This is a genomic window from Streptomyces sp. NPDC033180 (assembly GCF_055577645.1).
In genome coordinates, this window is the sequence record NZ_JBVIPU010000005.1 from 180,993 (window position 1) to 197,345 (window position 16,353).

Annotated in this window: 14 protein-coding genes; 11 read left to right on the forward strand and 3 right to left on the reverse strand. The window is 71.3% G+C overall.

Annotated elements, in window-relative coordinates; genetic code table 11:
• Window positions 1-93: 93 nt before the first annotated feature.
• The 4 genes from ACZ5WE_RS17335 (at window position 94) to nudC (ending at window position 6,832) form a co-directional block, all read left to right on the forward strand.
• Complete coding sequence (locus ACZ5WE_RS17335; protein WP_467688837.1) at window positions 94-789, forward strand: hypothetical protein; 696 nt, start codon at window positions 94-96, stop codon at window positions 787-789.
• 80 nt (window positions 790-869) lie between these two features.
• Window positions 870-4,394: an ATP-dependent DNA helicase gene (locus tag ACZ5WE_RS17340; RefSeq protein ID WP_467688839.1), complete on the forward strand. Its 3,525-nt coding sequence runs from the start codon at window positions 870-872 to the stop codon at window positions 4,392-4,394.
• A 10-nt stretch (window positions 4,395-4,404) separates the two neighbouring features.
• Window positions 4,405-5,826, forward strand: a complete 1,422-nt coding sequence (locus tag ACZ5WE_RS17345) for a dipeptidase (protein ID WP_467688841.1) — start codon at window positions 4,405-4,407, stop codon at window positions 5,824-5,826.
• Window positions 5,827-5,884: 58 nt separating this feature from the next.
• Window positions 5,885-6,832 (forward strand): NAD(+) diphosphatase, encoded by a 948-nt coding sequence (gene nudC / locus ACZ5WE_RS17350; protein WP_467688843.1) that lies wholly within the window; start codon window positions 5,885-5,887, stop codon window positions 6,830-6,832.
• On the opposite strand, the gene ACZ5WE_RS17355 is transcribed toward nudC, so the two are convergent.
• Entirely contained in the window at window positions 6,829-7,068 is a 240-nt protein-coding gene (locus ACZ5WE_RS17355; protein WP_344522160.1) for a mycoredoxin, read from the reverse strand. The genes nudC and ACZ5WE_RS17355 overlap by 4 nt on opposite strands.
• Before the next feature lie 45 nt (window positions 7,069-7,113).
• On the opposite strand from ACZ5WE_RS17355, the gene ACZ5WE_RS17360 reads away from it, so the two are divergent.
• From ACZ5WE_RS17360 to ACZ5WE_RS17380, 5 genes are all read left to right on the forward strand, one after another.
• Window positions 7,114-9,435, forward strand: coding sequence for an ATP-dependent DNA helicase UvrD2 (locus ACZ5WE_RS17360; protein ID WP_467689205.1), 2,322 nt, complete (start codon window positions 7,114-7,116; stop codon window positions 9,433-9,435).
• Window positions 9,436-9,602: 167 nt separating this feature from the next.
• Window positions 9,603-9,965 (forward strand): hypothetical protein, encoded by a 363-nt coding sequence (locus ACZ5WE_RS17365; protein ID WP_467688845.1) that lies wholly within the window; start codon window positions 9,603-9,605, stop codon window positions 9,963-9,965.
• Window positions 9,966-10,132: 167 nt separating this feature from the next.
• Window positions 10,133-10,501 carry a WhiB family transcriptional regulator gene (locus ACZ5WE_RS17370; protein ID WP_467688847.1) on the forward strand — a complete coding sequence of 123 codons (369 nt, stop codon included), beginning with the start codon at window positions 10,133-10,135 and terminating at the stop codon, window positions 10,499-10,501.
• Window positions 10,498-10,821: a hypothetical protein gene (locus tag ACZ5WE_RS17375; RefSeq protein ID WP_467688849.1), complete on the forward strand. Its 324-nt coding sequence runs from the start codon at window positions 10,498-10,500 to the stop codon at window positions 10,819-10,821. The genes ACZ5WE_RS17370 and ACZ5WE_RS17375 overlap by 4 nt, the downstream gene beginning before the upstream one ends.
• Before the next feature lie 122 nt (window positions 10,822-10,943).
• Window positions 10,944-11,144 (forward strand): hypothetical protein, encoded by a 201-nt coding sequence (locus tag ACZ5WE_RS17380; protein WP_467688851.1) that lies wholly within the window; start codon window positions 10,944-10,946, stop codon window positions 11,142-11,144.
• Between the two features lie 33 nt (window positions 11,145-11,177).
• Here the strand turns inward: ACZ5WE_RS17380 and ACZ5WE_RS17385 are convergent, their stop codons facing one another.
• Together ACZ5WE_RS17385 and ACZ5WE_RS17390 are read right to left on the reverse strand one after the other, a co-directional pair.
• A complete protein-coding gene (locus ACZ5WE_RS17385; protein WP_467688853.1) occupies window positions 11,178-12,536 on the reverse strand; it encodes an ABC1 kinase family protein in 1,359 nt (452 codons plus the stop codon).
• 41 nt (window positions 12,537-12,577) lie between these two features.
• Window positions 12,578-13,726: a ThiF family adenylyltransferase gene (locus ACZ5WE_RS17390; RefSeq protein WP_467688855.1), complete on the reverse strand. Its 1,149-nt coding sequence runs from the start codon at window positions 13,724-13,726 to the stop codon at window positions 12,578-12,580.
• A 216-nt stretch (window positions 13,727-13,942) separates the two neighbouring features.
• On the opposite strand from ACZ5WE_RS17390, the gene ACZ5WE_RS17395 reads away from it, so the two are divergent.
• Window positions 13,943-14,539, forward strand: a complete 597-nt coding sequence (locus ACZ5WE_RS17395; RefSeq protein WP_467688857.1) for a M48 metallopeptidase family protein — start codon at window positions 13,943-13,945, stop codon at window positions 14,537-14,539.
• Between the two features lie 117 nt (window positions 14,540-14,656).
• Entirely contained in the window at window positions 14,657-16,351 is a 1,695-nt protein-coding gene (locus tag ACZ5WE_RS17400; protein WP_467688859.1) for a TerD family protein, read from the forward strand.
• Window positions 16,352-16,353 lie beyond the last annotated feature (2 nt).

Sequence of the window (16,353 nt, forward strand, 5' to 3'; positions counted from 1 at the left end):
GCCAACGTCACCTCTCACCCCGTGTGTTCATAGCAGGCTCACAGGCCATCTACAGTCGCGGCAAAGCTCTACGTCTTCTGAGGAGAAACACACATGGCAGCCAACCGGAAGCTCCTGGCCGCGGCAGTCGCCTGCGCCGCCGCGTTCGTCAGCGTCACGGGCTGCTCCAGCGAGGAGAAGGACCCCTTCGAGGGGATGAGCGCCGACAAGATCGCCAAGAAGGCGTCCGACGCGTCCAAGGACGCGGGCTCCTTCAGGGTCTCCGGCGAGGGCAAGCAGGACGCCGAGACGGTCAAGGTCGACTTCTCGGTCGCCAAGTCCGGTGACTGCAAGGGCAAGGTGGGCGGCGGCGCGGCCGGCACCGCCGAGCTGCTCGTGTCCGGCAGTACCCAGTACATGAAGGGCGACGAGGCGTACTGGAAGAAGGCCATGGGCGGCAGCGGCAAGGCCGCGGCCCTCAAGGACAAGTGGGTCAAGACGCCGAACGGGGAGAACGGCGGTGTCTGCGACCCCGACGCCATGTTCCAGTCCAAGGACCTCAAGGACATGAAGCGCGAGAAGGACTCCGAGGTCGACGGCGAGAAGGCGGCCGTCCTCACGAAGAGCAAGTCGGGCAAGAAGACCACCTTCTACGTCGCCGCCGAGGGCAAGCCCTACTTCCTGAAGGTCGTCACCTCGGGCAAGGAAGACCCGGGCACGATGAACTTCTCCGACTACGGCAAGCCCGTCGCCGTCAAGGCGCCGGCGCCGGGTGACGTCATGGACATGGAAGAGCTCATGAAGTCCTGACGCCTTGACGTCATGAGTAACAGCGGCCACTGACCACCGGGAGCCCTCGATTGTCAGTGGCCGCCGCTAGCCTCTCTGACGTGCCACCTCGTATCACCGACCCCGAGCAGCTCAAAGAGCTCCTCGGCATCCCGTTCACCCCGGAGCAGACGGCCTGCATCACCGCGCCGCCCGCCCCGCAGGTCATCGTGGCCGGAGCCGGGTCGGGCAAGACGACGGTGATGGCGGCCCGCGTGGTCTGGCTGGTCGGCACCGGGCAGGTCGCCCCCGAGCAGGTGCTCGGCCTGACGTTCACGAACAAGGCGGCGGGCGAACTGGCCGAGCGGGTGCGCCAGGCGCTCATCAGGGCCGGTGTCACCGACCCCGAGGCCCTGGACCCGGACCACCCTCCGGGCGAGCCGGTCATCTCCACGTACCACGCCTTCGCCGGCCGCCTCCTGACCGACCACGGCCTGCGCATAGGGCTCGAACCCACCGCCCGGCTGCTCGCCGACGCCACCCGATTCCAGCTCGCCGCGCGCGTGCTGCGGGAGGCGCCGGGGCCGTATCCCGCGCTGACCCGTTCCTTCCCCGACCTCGTCAGCGACCTCCTCGCCCTCGACAGCGAGCTCGCGGAACACCTCGTACGCCCCGAGAAGCTCCGCGCCTACGACACCGAGCTGCTGCACGCCCTGGAGGGCGCCAAGCTCTCCAACGCCGACCTGCGCAAGGTGCCGGAGACGGTGGCCGCCCGGCTCGAACTGGCCGAGCTCGTCGGCCGCTACAGGGAGGCGAAGCGCTCCCGCGACCTCCTCGACTTCGGTGACCAGATCGCCCTCTCCGCGACGCTGGCCGACGCCCGCGCGGAGGTCGGCGAGATCCTGCGCGAGGAGTTCCGCGTCGTCCTGCTCGACGAGTATCAGGACACGTCGGTGGCCCAGCGCATCCTCCTGGCAGGCCTCTTCGGAGGCGGCACGGGCCACCCCGTGACCGCGGTCGGCGACCCCTGCCAGGCGATCTACGGCTGGCGCGGCGCCTCCGTGGCGAACCTCGACGACTTCCCCGAGCACTTCGCCTACGCCGACGGACGCCCCGCGGCCCGCCACGCGCTCAGCGAGAACCGCCGCAGCGGCGGCCGTCTCCTGGACCTCGCGAACGGCCTCGCGGAGCCGCTGCGCGCCATGCACGCGGGCGTGGAAGCCCTGCGGCCGGCGCCCGGCGCCGAGCGCGACGGCATGGTGCGCTGCGCCCTGCTGCGCACGCACGCCGAGGAGATCGACTGGATCGCCGACTCGATCGCGCACCTCGTGCGCACCGGCAAGGCCCCCGGTGAGATCGCCGTCCTGTGCCGCACGGCGACGGACTTCGCGCAGATCCAGGGCGCGCTGGTCGCCCGCGACGTCCCCGTGGAGGTCGTCGGCCTGTCCGGCCTTCTGCACCTCCCGGAGGTCGCCGACCTGGTCGCCGTCTGCGAGGTGCTCCAGGACCCGGGCGCGAACGCCTCCCTGGTGCGCCTGTTGACCGGCCCGCGCTGGCGCGTCGGCCCGCGGGACCTCGCCCTCCTGGGCCGCCGCGCACGCCTTCTCGTACGCCATGGGCACGCGTCCCCCGACGACGACCCGGACCGGCGTCTCGCCGAAGCGGTCGAGGGGGTCGACCCCGCGGAGGTGATATCGCTCGCGGACGCGCTCGACACGTTCCTGGAGACGCCGCTGGAGGAGGGCATTGAGGACGACGGGCTGCCCTTCTCGCCGGAGGCGAGGGTGCGGTTCGCGCGCCTCGCGGCCGAACTCCGCGATCTGCGCCGCTCGCTGGCCGACCCGCTGATGGACGTGCTGCACCGGGTGCTCGCCGTCACGGGCCTGGAGGTCGAACTCTCCGCGTCACCGCACGCCCTCGCGGCACGCCGCCGCGAGACGCTCTCGAACTTCCTGGACGTCGCCGCGTCCTTCGCCGCGAACGACAGCGGGGCGAGCCTGCTGGCCTTCCTCGCCTTCCTGCGGACGGCCGCGCAGTACGAGAAGGGCCTGGACAACGCCCTGCCCGGCGGCGAGAACACGGTCAAGGTGCTCACCGCCCACAAGTCGAAGGGCCTGGAGTGGGACGTCGTGGCCGTCCCCGGCCTGGTCACCGGGACGTTCCCCAGCACCCAGGGCCGCGAGAAGTGGACGGCCCAGGGAAAGGTCGTCCCGCACGCGCTGCGCGGGGACGCGGCGACCCTGCCCGACATCGAGGCGTGGGACTCCCGGTCCATGAAGGCGTTCCACGAGGACATGAAGGAGCACCAGCGCACCGAGGAGCTCCGCCTCGGCTATGTGACGTTCACGCGCCCCCGCTCGCTGCTCCTGGGCTCCGGCCACTGGTGGGGGCCTTCGCAGAAGAAGCCGCGCGGCCCCTCGGACTTCCTGAGGGCGCTGTACGACCACTGCGCGGTGGGTCACGGCGAGATCGAGGCCTGGGCGGACGAACCGGAGGAGGGCGAGGAGAACCCCGCCCTGGCGGAGGGCGCCGCCGAGCACGCGTGGCCGCTCCCGCTGGACGAGACGTCCCTGGCCCGCCGCCGGGCCGCCGCGCAGACGGTCCTCACAGAGCTGGACCGCCTGACGGGGGAGGGGGCGCCCGACGCGACGGACGACGCCCGCTCGCACGAGGAGCCCCACCCGTCGGCGTACGACGACGTGCCCCCGGCCGAGGACCCGGACTGGCCGCCCCCTCCGGAGGACGAAGAGCCGCCGGACGCCGGCCCCGGGAATGCCGGCCCCGGTGACTGGGACTCCTGGACATCGGCCCGCCCGGCGATCCCGCACCAGGCCGCCCCGCCCAGCGAGCCGAAGGCCCGCCCGCACCCTGCGGCCCCAGACCCGGAAGAACCCCGCCTCACCCCGGAGGAGGCACGCACGCTCGCCTCCTGGGACCGTGACCTGGACGCCCTCACCGGCGAACTCCTGCGCGCCCGAGAGGCGGTCAGGGACATCCCCGTACCGGCATCGCTCACCGCGTCCGAGGTACTGCGCCTTGCCGCCGACCCGGAGGGCTTCGCGCAGGAGCTCGCGCGCCCCATGCCGCGCCCGCCGCAACCCGCGGCCCGCCGGGGCACCCGCTTCCACGCCTGGGTGGAGACCCGCTTCGAGGAGCTGCGCCTCCCGCTGCTCGCCCCCGACGACCTGCCGGGCGGCGGGCCCGGCGAGGCCGAGATCGCCGACGAACGCGACCTGGACGCACTGAAGGAAGCCTTCGAGCGCACCGAGTACGCCCACCGCTCTCCGCACCGCGTCGAGGTGCCCTTCCAACTGACGCTCGCGGGCCGCGTCGTCCGCGGCCGGATCGACGCGGTCTACAAGGAAGTCGACGGCGACGACGTGACGTACGAGATCGTCGACTGGAAGACCAGCCGCACCCGCACCGCGGACCCCCTCCAGCTCGCCGTCTACCGCCTGGCCTGGGCCGAGCTGCACGACGTGCCCCCGGAGTCCGTGAAGGCGTCGTTCCTGTACGTCCGCAGCGGCGAGACATCCCGCCCCGCGTACCTGCCGGGCCGGGCCGAACTGGAGCGGATCCTCCTCGAGGAACCGGGCGGGCAGCCGGGTGGCGAACCACCGGACGGATCGGCTCCCGGGGGCGGCTAGGCTCGTGACCATGAGCCAGTCCGTTGACAGTGACGTCAGTGGCGGCAGCGCCGTCCGTACGTACATCCAGACCCACCGTGCCGCCTTCCTCGACGACCTCGCCGAGTGGCTGCGCATCCCGTCCGTGTCGGCGCAGCCCGACCACGCCGAGGACGTGCGGCGCAGCGCGGACTGGCTCGCGGCGCAGCTCAAGGAGACCGGCTTCCCGACCTCCGAGGTCTGGCAGACGGCCGGCGCCCCCGCCGTCTTCGCCGAGTGGCCCTCCGGTGACCCCGAGGCCCCCACGGTCCTCGTCTACGGCCACCACGACGTGCAGCCCGCGGCCCGCGAGGACGGCTGGCACACGGACCCCTTCGAGCCCGTCGTCCAGGGCAACCGCCTCTACGCGCGCGGGGCGGCCGACGACAAGGGCCAGGTGTTCTTCCACACACTCGGCGTCCGCGCCCACCTCGCCGCCACCGGCCGCACCGCCCCCGCGGTGAACCTGAAACTCCTGATCGAAGGCGAGGAGGAGTCGGGCTCCCCGCACTTCCGCGCGTTGATCGAGGAGCACAGGGAGCGCATAGCGGCCGACGCGGTGATCGTCTCGGACACCGGTATGTGGGCGGAGGACACCCCCACGGTCTGCACCGGCATGCGCGGCCTCGCCGACTGCGAGATCCAGCTGCACGGCCCCGACCAGGACATCCACTCCGGCTCCTTCGGCGGCGCCGTACCGAACCCGGCGACCGCGGCCGCCCGCCTCGTCGCCGCGCTGCACGACGAGCACGCGCGCGTGGCCGTCCCCGGCTTCTACGAAGGCATCACCGAACTCACCGACCGTGAGCGCGAGCTCTTCGCCGAGCTGCCCTTCGACGAGGAGAGCTGGCTGCGCACGGCCAAGTCGCACGCGACGTACGGAGAAGCGGGCCACACCACCCTGGAGCGCATCTGGGCCCGCCCCACCGCCGAGGTCAACGGCATCGGCGGCGGCTATCAAGGACCGGGCGGCAAGACGATCGTCCCCTCGTCCGCCTTCCTGAAGCTCTCCTTCCGGCTCGTCGCGGGCCAGGACCCGGACCGCCTCGAAGAGGCCGTGCGCACCTGGGTCGCCGAACAGCTACCGGCCGGAATCAGCCACACGATCACCTTCGGCGCAGCCACGCGCCCGTGCCTGACACCGCTCGACCACCCCGCGCTGCAGTCCGTCGTACGGGCGATGGGCCGGGCCTTCGAGCAGCCGGTCCGCTTCACCCGAGAGGGCGGTTCGGGTCCCGCGGCCGATCTCCAGGACGTACTCGCCGCCCCCGTGCTCTTCCTGGGCATCTCCGTGCCGTCCGACGGCTGGCACGCGCCGAACGAAAAGGTCGAACTCGATCTGCTCCTCAAGGGAGTCGAGACGACGGCCTACCTGTGGGGCGATCTCGCCGAGCACTGGCGCGATGCACACTGAGCCGCGCCTTGTCGACCTTGCCGCACCACCCATTCCATCGGGGGAGTAGGAAGCACCTGTGACCACCTGGACCGACCGCACCGCTGACCGTCCCGTCTCGCTCACCGCGCCGAGCGGCATCGATCGCGCAGCCCACCACCGCCTCGACGAGGCCTGGCTCGCTGCCGCCTGGAGCCACCCCACGACACGGGTCTTCGTGGTCTCCGGCGGCCAGGTCCTCATCGACGAGACACCGGACGGCAGCACCGAACTGGTGATGACCCCGTCCTTCGAGGCGCCCCTCACCGAGGCCCACCGCTACTTCCTGGGCACGGACGACGAAGGCGTCAGCTACTTCGCGCTGCAGAAGGACTCCCTGCCGGGCCGCATGGACCAGCAGGCACGCCCCGCGGGCCTGCGCGAGGCGGGGCTCCTCCTGTCACCCCGTGACGCGGGCCTGATGGTGCACGCCGTCGCCCTGGAGAACTGGCAGCGTCTGCACCGCTTCTGCTCGCGCTGCGGCGAGCGCTCCGTCATCGCGGCGGCCGGCCACATCCGCCGCTGCCAGGCGTGCGGCGCCGAGCACTACCCGCGTACGGACCCGGCCGTGATCATGCTCGTGACGGACGACCAGGACCGCGCGCTCCTCGGCCGCCAGGTGCACTGGCCCGAGGGCCGCTTCTCGACGCTCGCGGGCTTCGTCGAGCCGGGCGAGTCCATCGAGACGTCGGTGCGGCGCGAGGTCTGGGAGGAGGCCGGTGTCATGGTCGGCGACGTCGAGTACGTCGCGAGCCAGCCCTGGCCGTTCCCCTCCAGCCTGATGCTGGGCTTCATGGCCGACGCCACGTCGTCGGAGATCAACGTGGACGGGGAGGAGATCTCCGAGGCCCGCTGGTTCTCCCGGGAAGACCTGCGGGCCGCATTCGAGTCCGGGGAGGTCCTGCCTCCCTACGGGATCTCGATTGCGGCCCGACTGATCGAGCTCTGGTACGGCGAGCCCCTGCCGAAGCCGGGCACCGTCGGCTAGGCCAGCTTCTGCTTCACCTGGGCCAGCGACGGGTTCGTCAGCGTCGAGCCGTCGGGGAAGAGAACGGTGGGAACCGTCTGGTTCCCGCCGTTCGCCTTCTCGACGAAGGCCGCGGAGTCCGGGTCGTGCTCAATGTTGATCTCGTTGTACGTGATGCCCTCGCGGTCCATCTGGCCCTTGAGCCGGCGGCAGTAGCCGCACCACGTGGTGCTGTACATCGTCACAGTGCCCGGCATGTGTCTCGCGCTCCTTTGTTGCTCGGGGTGCGTCATCGCAATGACCTGAACGTACGTGACCCGGCCACCATTCCCGCATTAGTACGACCGCACCGGGCTCCCTGTGGACAACCGGCTCACGCGCCTCCGGCGACCTGGCAGCATGGCGGGGTGACAGCAGCAACGCACTCCACCCTCTTCCCGCAGGTCCCGGACTCTGCCGACGCGGTGCTCGCCGGGCTCGACCCCGAGCAGCGCGAGGTGGCCACCGCCCTGCACGGGCCGGTGTGTGTGCTGGCGGGTGCCGGCACGGGCAAGACACGGGCGATCACCCACCGGATCGCCTATGGCGTGCGCGCCGGAATCCTCCAGCCCGCCAGTGTGCTCGCCGTCACGTTCACCAACCGCGCGGCGGGCGAGATGCGCGGCCGCCTCCGCCAGCTCGGCGCCTCCGGGGTCCAGGCACGCACGTTCCACTCCGCCGCCCTGCGTCAGCTCCAGTTCTTCTGGCCGAAGGCGGTCGGCGGCCAGCTGCCCCGGATCGTCGACCGCAAGATCAAGCTCGTCGCGGACGCGGCGGCCGCCTCCCGCATCCGCCTCGACCGCAATGAACTCCGCGACGTGACGAGCGAGATCGAGTGGTCCAAGGTCACTCAGACCGTCCCCGCGGACTACGCGGCAGCGGCCGCGAAGTCGGGCCGTCTCATTCCCAGGGACGCGGCGGAGATCGCCCAGATCTACAGCGCGTACGAAGACCTCAAGCGCGACCGCGCCGTCATCGACTTCGAAGACGTCCTGCTCCTGGCCGTCGGCATCCTCCAGGACCGCCACGACATCGCCGACCAGGTCCGCGCCCAGTACCAACACTTCGTGGTCGACGAATATCAGGACGTCAGCCCGCTCCAGCAGCGCCTCCTTGAGCTGTGGCTCGGCGACCGCGACAGCCTCTGCGTCGTCGGCGACGCCAGCCAGACGATCTACTCCTTCACCGGCGCGACCCCCGACCACCTGCTGAACTTCCGCACCCGCCACCCCGGAGCGACGGTCGTCAAGCTCGTCAGGGACTACCGCTCCACACCCCAGGTCGTCCACCTCGCCAACGGCCTGCTCTCCCAGGCCCGCGGCCGCGCCGCGGACCACCGCCTCGAACTGATCTCCCAGCGCGACGCCGGAGCCGAACCCGTCTACGCGGAGTACGCGGACGAGCCCGCCGAGGCCGAAGGCGCCGCCCGCCGCATCCGTGCCCTCATCGCCGACGGCGTCCCGGCGAGCGAGATCGCCGTCCTGTTCCGCACGAACTCCCAGTCCGAGATCTACGAACAGGCACTCGCCGACGCCGGTGTGCCCTACCAGCTGCGGGGCGCCGAGCGGTTCTTCGAGCGCACCGAGGTCAGGGAGGCGGGCGCCGCGCTGCGCGGCGCCGCCCGCTTCGGGGGCAACGACTCCCTCCTCGACGATGTCGTCGACCTCCCCTCACAGGTGCGGGCCGTCCTCTCCACCAAGGGCTGGACGACACAGCCCCCGGCGGGCTCCGGCGCGGCCCGCGACCGCTGGGAGTCCCTGGCGGCCCTGGTGCGCCTCGCCGAGGACTTCGAGCGGGCCAAGCCCGACGCGACGCTCTCCGACCTCGTGGGGGAGCTCGACGAGCGCGCGAGCGCCCAGCACGCGCCGACCGTCGAGGGCGTCACCCTCGCCTCGCTGCACGCCGCCAAGGGCCTGGAGTGGGACGCCGTCTTCCTGGTCGGTCTCGCCGAGGGAATGATGCCGATCACGTACGCCAAGACCGACGAGCAGGTGGAGGAGGAGCGTCGCCTCCTGTACGTGGGCGTCACCCGGGCCCGCCTCCACCTCTCCCTGTCCTGGGCACTGTCGCGTTCACCCGGCGGTCGCGCCGGACGCCGCCCCAGCCGCTTCCTGGACGGGCTGCGTCCGGGCTCGGGGACGGGTGCCGGTGCGCGCGCCGCGGGCGGTGGGCCCGGCGGCGTCGAGCGCGGCAGCGGCAGCGGCGGCGGCGAGGAGAGCGGCGGCGTCAGGAGCCGCCGCAGGACGAGCAGGTCACCGGCCCGGTGCCGGGTCTGCGGGCGGACCCTGACCGACGCGGGCGAGATGAAGCTCATGCGGTGCGAGGACTGCCCGTCCGACATGGACGAGGGGCTCTACGAACGTCTGCGGGAGTGGCGCTCGGGCCAGGCCGAGCTCCTCGGACAGCCCGCGTACTGCGTGTTCACGGACAAGACATTGATCGCCATCGCGGAGGCCGCGCCCGACGAGGAGGGCGAGCTGGCCCGGATCCCGGGCGTCGGCGTGCGCAAGCTCCATCGTTTCGGATCTGATGTCCTCGCCATTTGTGCAGGTGAGGACCGTGTAAGGGGCGCCGATGGCAACTGATTCAAACTCGTCGAAAAAATAGTTTGCGCATGCGCAAGGAAGACCCATAGGTTCTTAAGCACGGGAACGGCAGCTTCTCCGAAGCCCTGGCCCCGTGCTGTACTTAATAGTCCGCCCGCAGGATCGGTTCCGGCCGATCCCATAGACGCCGAGAGGAGGCGATTCCAGTGATCAGCATCAACGAGAGCTTCATCAGCACCGCGAAAATGACCGATCGCTCGGTCGTCGCTTCCTGCCTGCTCGGCTTCTCGAACCTGGGCACCGGTCTGTCCGGTGGCATCGCTGCCGCCGCCATTCGTCCGGAGTCCTCTGTCCTTCCTCTGTCCCCGCGCGCCGCTCTCAATGAGCTTCCGATGCGTGAGGTCAATGAAGGCGGCGAGCGAGCGACCAAGGCACCGGGAGCAGTAGTGACGGCGCAGGCGCATGCCTATGCCTTTGCCGCAGCCGGTGCCGGATCCAAGAAGCAGACGACGCAGCACCACATGATGTGGGCCTTCCGTGGGCTCGAACCCTGGAGTGATCCAGTCTGATCCTCGATCAGACCGGCGCCTTCAGGGCCGCGGAACCCCACCCGGGATCCGCGGCCCTTCTGTTTTCCCCAAAACGGGATGACGGAGCGAAGGGGCCGAGCAAGACCCGGTACCAGCCGCCAACCGGCCGACCCAGGCCGGCACGACCAGACGAGGAAAACACCACCGTGCAACTCGAAGCGCACGCCCCGTCCGTACCGCCTTCAGCGACTCTCCCCCCGCCCGCTCCCACGGAGGACCCGACCTTGACTCCCCTGACCGCGCTCACCGCGCTCGACGACGCCATCGAGAACCTCGGCGTACCCGTTCCCTGCCGTGCCTACGACCCCGAGGTCTTCTTCGCCGAGTCGCCCGCCGACGTCGAGTACGCCAAGTCCCTCTGCCGTACCTGCCCGCTGATGGAGGCCTGCCTTGCCGGCGCCAAGGAGCGGCGTGAGCCGTGGGGCGTCTGGGGCGGCGAGCTCTTCGTCCAGGGTGTGGTCGTTGCCCGCAAGCGGCCGCGTGGCCGTCCGCGCAAGAACCCGGTTGCGGCATGAGCACCGTCGGAACGATCGATCGCCCCCTGACGCACGACCCCAAGAAGCAGGCCCCGATGAAGGCAGCCACCGCCGAGCCCGCAGGCTCCGCCACCCCAGACTTCACCACCACCGGCGCGAACGACTCACGCCAGAACAGGACCCGCGAGATGCAACTCATCCCAGAAGCCCTGGCTCGTGCGCATATGCACGAACGCATGCGTGAGGCCGAGGCCCAACGCCCGGCCGCTCGCCTGATGGCTGCCCGCCGGATGCAGCGCCGCGCCGAGCGCGCGTCGCTGCGCGCCAGGCGCGCGCTCGCCATCGCCGTCATGCAGTGACGAGACGGCCGACGCGCTGACTGAGCTTCACCACGATGCCCGCCGGGGGCCGGTCCGAACGGACCGGCCCCTGCGGTGCGTTGTGCCGGACGAACCTCCGGGAGCGGCGATAGGGTCGCCGGGTGGACCAGCAGACTCCTCAGCCCGCGGACATCGAGAATGCCGAGAATCTCGTGTGTCACTGCTGCGGCAAGGTCGCCGACGGAGCGCCGCCCACCTGGACCTGCTCCGTGGAGAACGGCGTCCGTCGCTACTTCTGCGACTCCTGCGCCCGCGAGAACCTCAGAGCCATCGAGGGACGACTCGACTCCGCCTGGTGGTGAGTTCCACCTGGCGCGGAGGCCGGGCCCGAGGCCTCAGGCCTCGGCCGCGGGATCCTCCGCCTCCTGCTCCTCCTCCAGGAAGCCCGGCAGCCACTCCTCGAGCTCGTCCCGCATCCGCACCGTCGCCCCGAGCTGACAGAGCACCCCGATCGTGCTCAACGTCACACGGTGGATCAGCAGATACGAGGGCGGGAGATTCAGCCGCTTGCCCAACTGATAGGCGGGGGAGCGGGGATCGGCGATCCGCGCCGCCTGGCCGCGCATCCAGCCGCGGGTGAAGGTGAACTCCTCCACCAGCATCGGTTCGATGATCGGCAGCAGATAGTCGAGCACCGCGTCCGGTTCGAGCTCCACGGACTCCTGGACGAAGTCCTCCTCGCGCAACATCGCGTAGACCGCGTCGGCCTCGCCGTCGAGCGTCATCCGCAGGGAGCGGCCGATGGTCGGGGGAAGCCCGCCCGGCAGCCGGTCCACCGTGCCGAAGTCGAGGACCCCGAGCCGCCAGCCGTCCTTCTCGTCGGGCAGCAGACGGAAGTTGCCCGGGTGCGGGTCGGCGTGCAGCAGGCCGGTGCGTGCCGGGCCCGAGAAGAGGAAACGGGCAAGGAGCTGCCCCGCCCGGTCCCGCTGCTCCTGCGTGCCGTCCGCGATCACGTCCGAGAGCGGAATCCCGTCGATCCACTCGGTCACCAGGACCTGCTCGCACTGATGCACCACATCGGGCACCGCGACATCCGGATCGTCCGCGAACTCCTCGGCGTGTGCTCGCTGAGCCTGGGCCTCCAGGCTGTAGTCGAGCTCCTCGGAGACCCGGTCGCGCAGCTCCGCGATGAGCGGCTTGATGTCCATGCCCGGAATCAGCGGCCCCAGGAGCCGGGCGAACCGGCTGAGCTGGTTCAGGTCGGAGAGCAGCGCCTCGCCCGCCCCCGGATACTGCACCTTGACCGCGACCTCGCGCCCGTCCTCCCACACCGCCCGGTGGACCTGGCCTATCGAGGCGGCGGCGGCCGGCTTGTCCTCGAACTCCAGGAACAGCTCGCGCCAGTCCTCGCCGAGCCGCTCCGCGAGCACGGCGTGCACGGTGCGCGTCGGCATCGGCGGCGCTGCTTCCTGCAGCTTCGTCAGGGCGGCGCGATAGGGCCCCGCGACCTCCTCGGGCAGCGCCGACTCGAAGACCGACAGGGCCTGGCCGAACTTCATGGCCCCGCCCTTGAGCTCGCCGAGCACCTTGAACAGCTGCTCCGCCGTGCGCTGTTGCAGCTCACGGCCGACGATCTCCGCCGACTTGCCCCCGATCCGCTTGCCGAGCCCCCAGGTCGCCCGCCCGGCGAAGCCCAATGGCAGCGCGGCCAGTTTGGCGGTACGGGTTACCGCCTTCCGGGGAAGATCAGACATGCGCCCCTCCAAGTCCCAGACAGCCACGCCTTCGCAGGCGGTTACCCCGCCATTGTGTCGTGTGGCTCTGTCTTCCCGGCGGGGTGTTCCCCCTTATCCACCACACCCGCCCCACACGGGCACGTGACCTGCGGTGGCACCGGCCGTGCATGCCAGTCGAATCCGGGCACGGACGCCTCCCAGCGGACCCCCGCGCTCGCCGGTGCCGCCCCGTCCAGGAAAGCCAGGGCGTGCGCCGCGGCAAGGCCGGCGACCGTGGTCGACAGCGCCAGATCGCACGCGTGCACATGGCGCGCGCGTCCCGAACGCCACTGAGCCAGCATGCGCGGCCAGCTGGGATCCCGGTCCGCGCGATCCAACGCCAGACAACCCGCGCAGGCTGTCGTCCCCGGCAGGACGAGCGGCCCGACCAGTCCCGTTCCCTCGATCACGCCCGCATAGAGGTGAGGCGTCCCCGACGAGACGAGCGGCTCGGCGATGAGCGGATCGGGCGCGTGGGCGTCGAGCCCGTCCCGCGGGGCGATGATCACGAGGGAGAGACCCGGCTCCCCTTCTCCCGGCGCCTCCGCTTCCTTCCGGCCCCGGCGGGGCGGCCGGTCCGGAGCCGACTGCCGCACGAGCCGCCGTGCCGCCGAGTCCCTGCGCTCGCCGACCGCTTCGGCGGGCAGACCACCCGGTGCCACATCCCAGGCTTCCACGACCCCTCCGTCCATCACGTCGACCTGCCCCACGCCCGCCCCGGACAGGACCGAAGCCACCACCGCCCCCACTCGGCCCGCTCCCCGGACCTGCACGCGCATCGCCCGACGCGCCGCCAGCTTCCTCATCCCGTCACCCGGCCCGGGGGTCACGACCGCCAGGGAGGCCAGGTCCGGGCGCAGCCGGTCCATGGCCGCTGTGTTCTTCCGCAGGGCGTCGGCCGCGGCGCCCCCTCCCGTCGCGTCGTCGATGAGCCCGGCTCCGGACAGCCGCCGCACGAGCTTGTCCACGTGATCATCGGGCAGGCCCATCCGCTTGCTCTCGTCGCGCAGGAGCGGCAGTCCGCGTGTGCCGTCCAGAAGCTGGAGAAAGCTGCCTGTCGCCGTGTCGACAGGGCCGAGCACCAGGGCGTGGGCGGGCGCCACGCCGAACTGGATGGTGTTCAGATCGCGCCAGCCGCGCCGCAGCGCCGGTTTCAAGATCGGATGCATGGTCTTCGTCCCCCCGTGGTTCCCCGTGTTCCTCCGGCGCTGTCCCCGTCCGCAGCACCGGGCGACAGCCAGAATGCCCGCCCTGCCGGACCGCCGCCGAGCGTTGTCCACAGGCGGGGGGTATTCGTCGTACTAATCGATCGCACGGGGAGCGATACCCCGCCGAACCGTCCCGGAGGCGGGACTTCCCCCACGCCCAGCGGGTAACGTCGGGGCGTGCCCGCCGACCCACTGCACCGCGCCGGAAACCCACAGCGCAGCACGACCAGCCCGCCGTCACCCGGCTCGGGGACGAGTGCGGTCGAGGTCAGAAGGAGCGCCCGCCGCCGCAGAACGGTCTCCGCGTACCGAGAGGGCGATCGCACCGTCGTGCTCATCCCCGCCCGCATGTCCGAGGCCGAGGAACAGCGCTGGGTCAACGTCATGCTCGACAAGCTCGCGGCCCAGGAGAGCAAGCGGGTCCTGGGCGACGCGGAACTCGCCGAGCGCGCCGAGCGTCTCTCCGAGCAGTACTTCGACGGCCGGGCCAGACCCACGTCCGTTCGCTGGGTCACGAACCAGAACACCCGGTGGGGCTCGTGCACTCCCTCGGAGGGCAGCATCCGCCTTTCGCACCGGCTGCAGGGCATGCCCGAGTACGTCGTCGACTACGTCCTCGTCCACGAGCTCGCGCATCTCCTCGTCCCCGGGCACGGGCCCAACTTCTGGCAGCTCCTCGAGGCGTATCCCCGTACGGAGCGGGCTCGTGGGTACCTCGAAGGTGTGGTCGCGGCCGACCGGCTGCCCCACCTGCCCGCCGCCCGCGACGAGTGAATTTCCGCCGGGCGCGGAGGTTGTGTACCGGGTCTGTACCGGCTTGGTCCGCTGTCGGACTTTGCGGATAGCCTGACGCGACGCATTTACATTCGGGATGGGGGACGGTCGTTACGTATGGCCAGGGAATTCCAACGCGGCCACAAGGCCAAGATCAGTGACCTCACCGCGGGGACCGATCTGTACGTAGGCGTGCAGATCTCCGCCCCCGGACTGAGCTTCGACATCAGCTGCTTCGGCCTCGACGCGGACGAGCGCCTGTCGGACGACAGTTACTTCATCTTCTTCAACCAGCCGAAGTCTCCCGAGGAGTCCATCCAGCTCCTCGGCGCGCAGGCGGGTGACACGGAGTCCTTCCGCGTCACGCTCGACCGGATTCCGCCGCAGATCAAGAAGCTGTCGTTCACCGCGACGATCGACGGCGCCGGGCAGATGTCGCAGGTCGCCCCCGGGTACATCCGGATCGTCGCGGGCGGCGAGGAAGTGGCCCGCTACTCCTTCAACGGCGCGGAGTTCTCCACGGAACGCGCCGTGATGCTGGGCGACTTCTACATGAAGGACGTCTGGCGGTTCGCCGCGATCGGCCAGGGCTTCGACGGCGGTCTCGACGCCCTCCTGAAGAACTTCGGCGGCGAGGTCGCCGAGGAGGAGCCCGCGCCGCAGGCACCGCAGGCGACCGGAGCTCCGTCCTTCGCGCCGCCCGGCCAGGCCGCCGCGCCGCCCGCGTTCGGCGCACCCGCCGCACCTGCGCAGACCCCGGCACCGGCCCCCGTACCTGCTCCGGCCCCCGCGCCCGCCCCTGCTCCGGCCCAGAATTTCGCACCGCCGCAGGGCGCGACTCCGCCGCCCGCCCCCGCCCCGGTGGACCCCTCGGTGCACGCCGCGCAGACCATCGTGGCGCCGATGAACCCGCCGCAGGGCGGCACCGTCCCGCCCCCGCCAGCCCCCGCGCCGTACGGCCAGCCCGGCCAGCAGCAGCCGCCGCAGCAGCCGCAGTTCGGCCAGGTCCCCGGCCAGTCGGCGCCCCCGCCGCCCGGTTACGGCCAGCAGCCGAGCGCCCCGATGCCTCCCGGCTACGGCCAGCAGCCCCCCGGCCAGCCCGCGGCCCCGTCCCCGTACGGAGCCGGCGCACCCCAGGGTGCTCCGCAGGCCGGCGGCGTGGCAGCGGCGCTCGCCGCGTACCGAGAGGCCCCCACCGGGCAGCGCTGGACGCAGCAGAACGAGAAGATGATCCGTGTCGACCTCGGCGTCAGTGAGCAGGCCGTGCTCGCCCGGCAGGGCAGCATGGTGCTCTACCAGGGCAAGGTCGAATTCAGCTACAAGGGCGCGGGCTTCGCGGGCCGCGTCGTGGGCAACTCGACCGGCCAGGAGATGCAGCTGATGCGCTGCTCCGGCCGTGGCCAGGTCTTCCTCGCCGAGGAAGCCACGCATCTGCACCCCATCGAGCTCCAGGGGGACGCGCTCTGTGTCTCCGCGGAGAACGTCCTCGCGTTCGACGAGTCCCTCCAGCACGAGGTGCGCAGGATCGAGGGCCACGGCATCCCCGGTGGCGCGCTGTTCGTGATGCAGTTCCAGGGCACCGGCACGGTCATCGTCAAGACGCACGGCGTGCCCGTCGTCCTGCCGGTCACGCCGACGACGTTCGCCGACTGCCACGCCGTGGTCGCCTGGTCGGCGGCGGCCCAGGCGATCGTCTCCAGCCAGGTGCGGCTGCGCAGCAACGCGTACGCGGGCTCCACGGGGGAGAGCGTGAACCTCCAGTTCCGGGGTGCGCCCGGCAACTTCATCATCGTCCAGCCGTTCGAGGTCTGAGG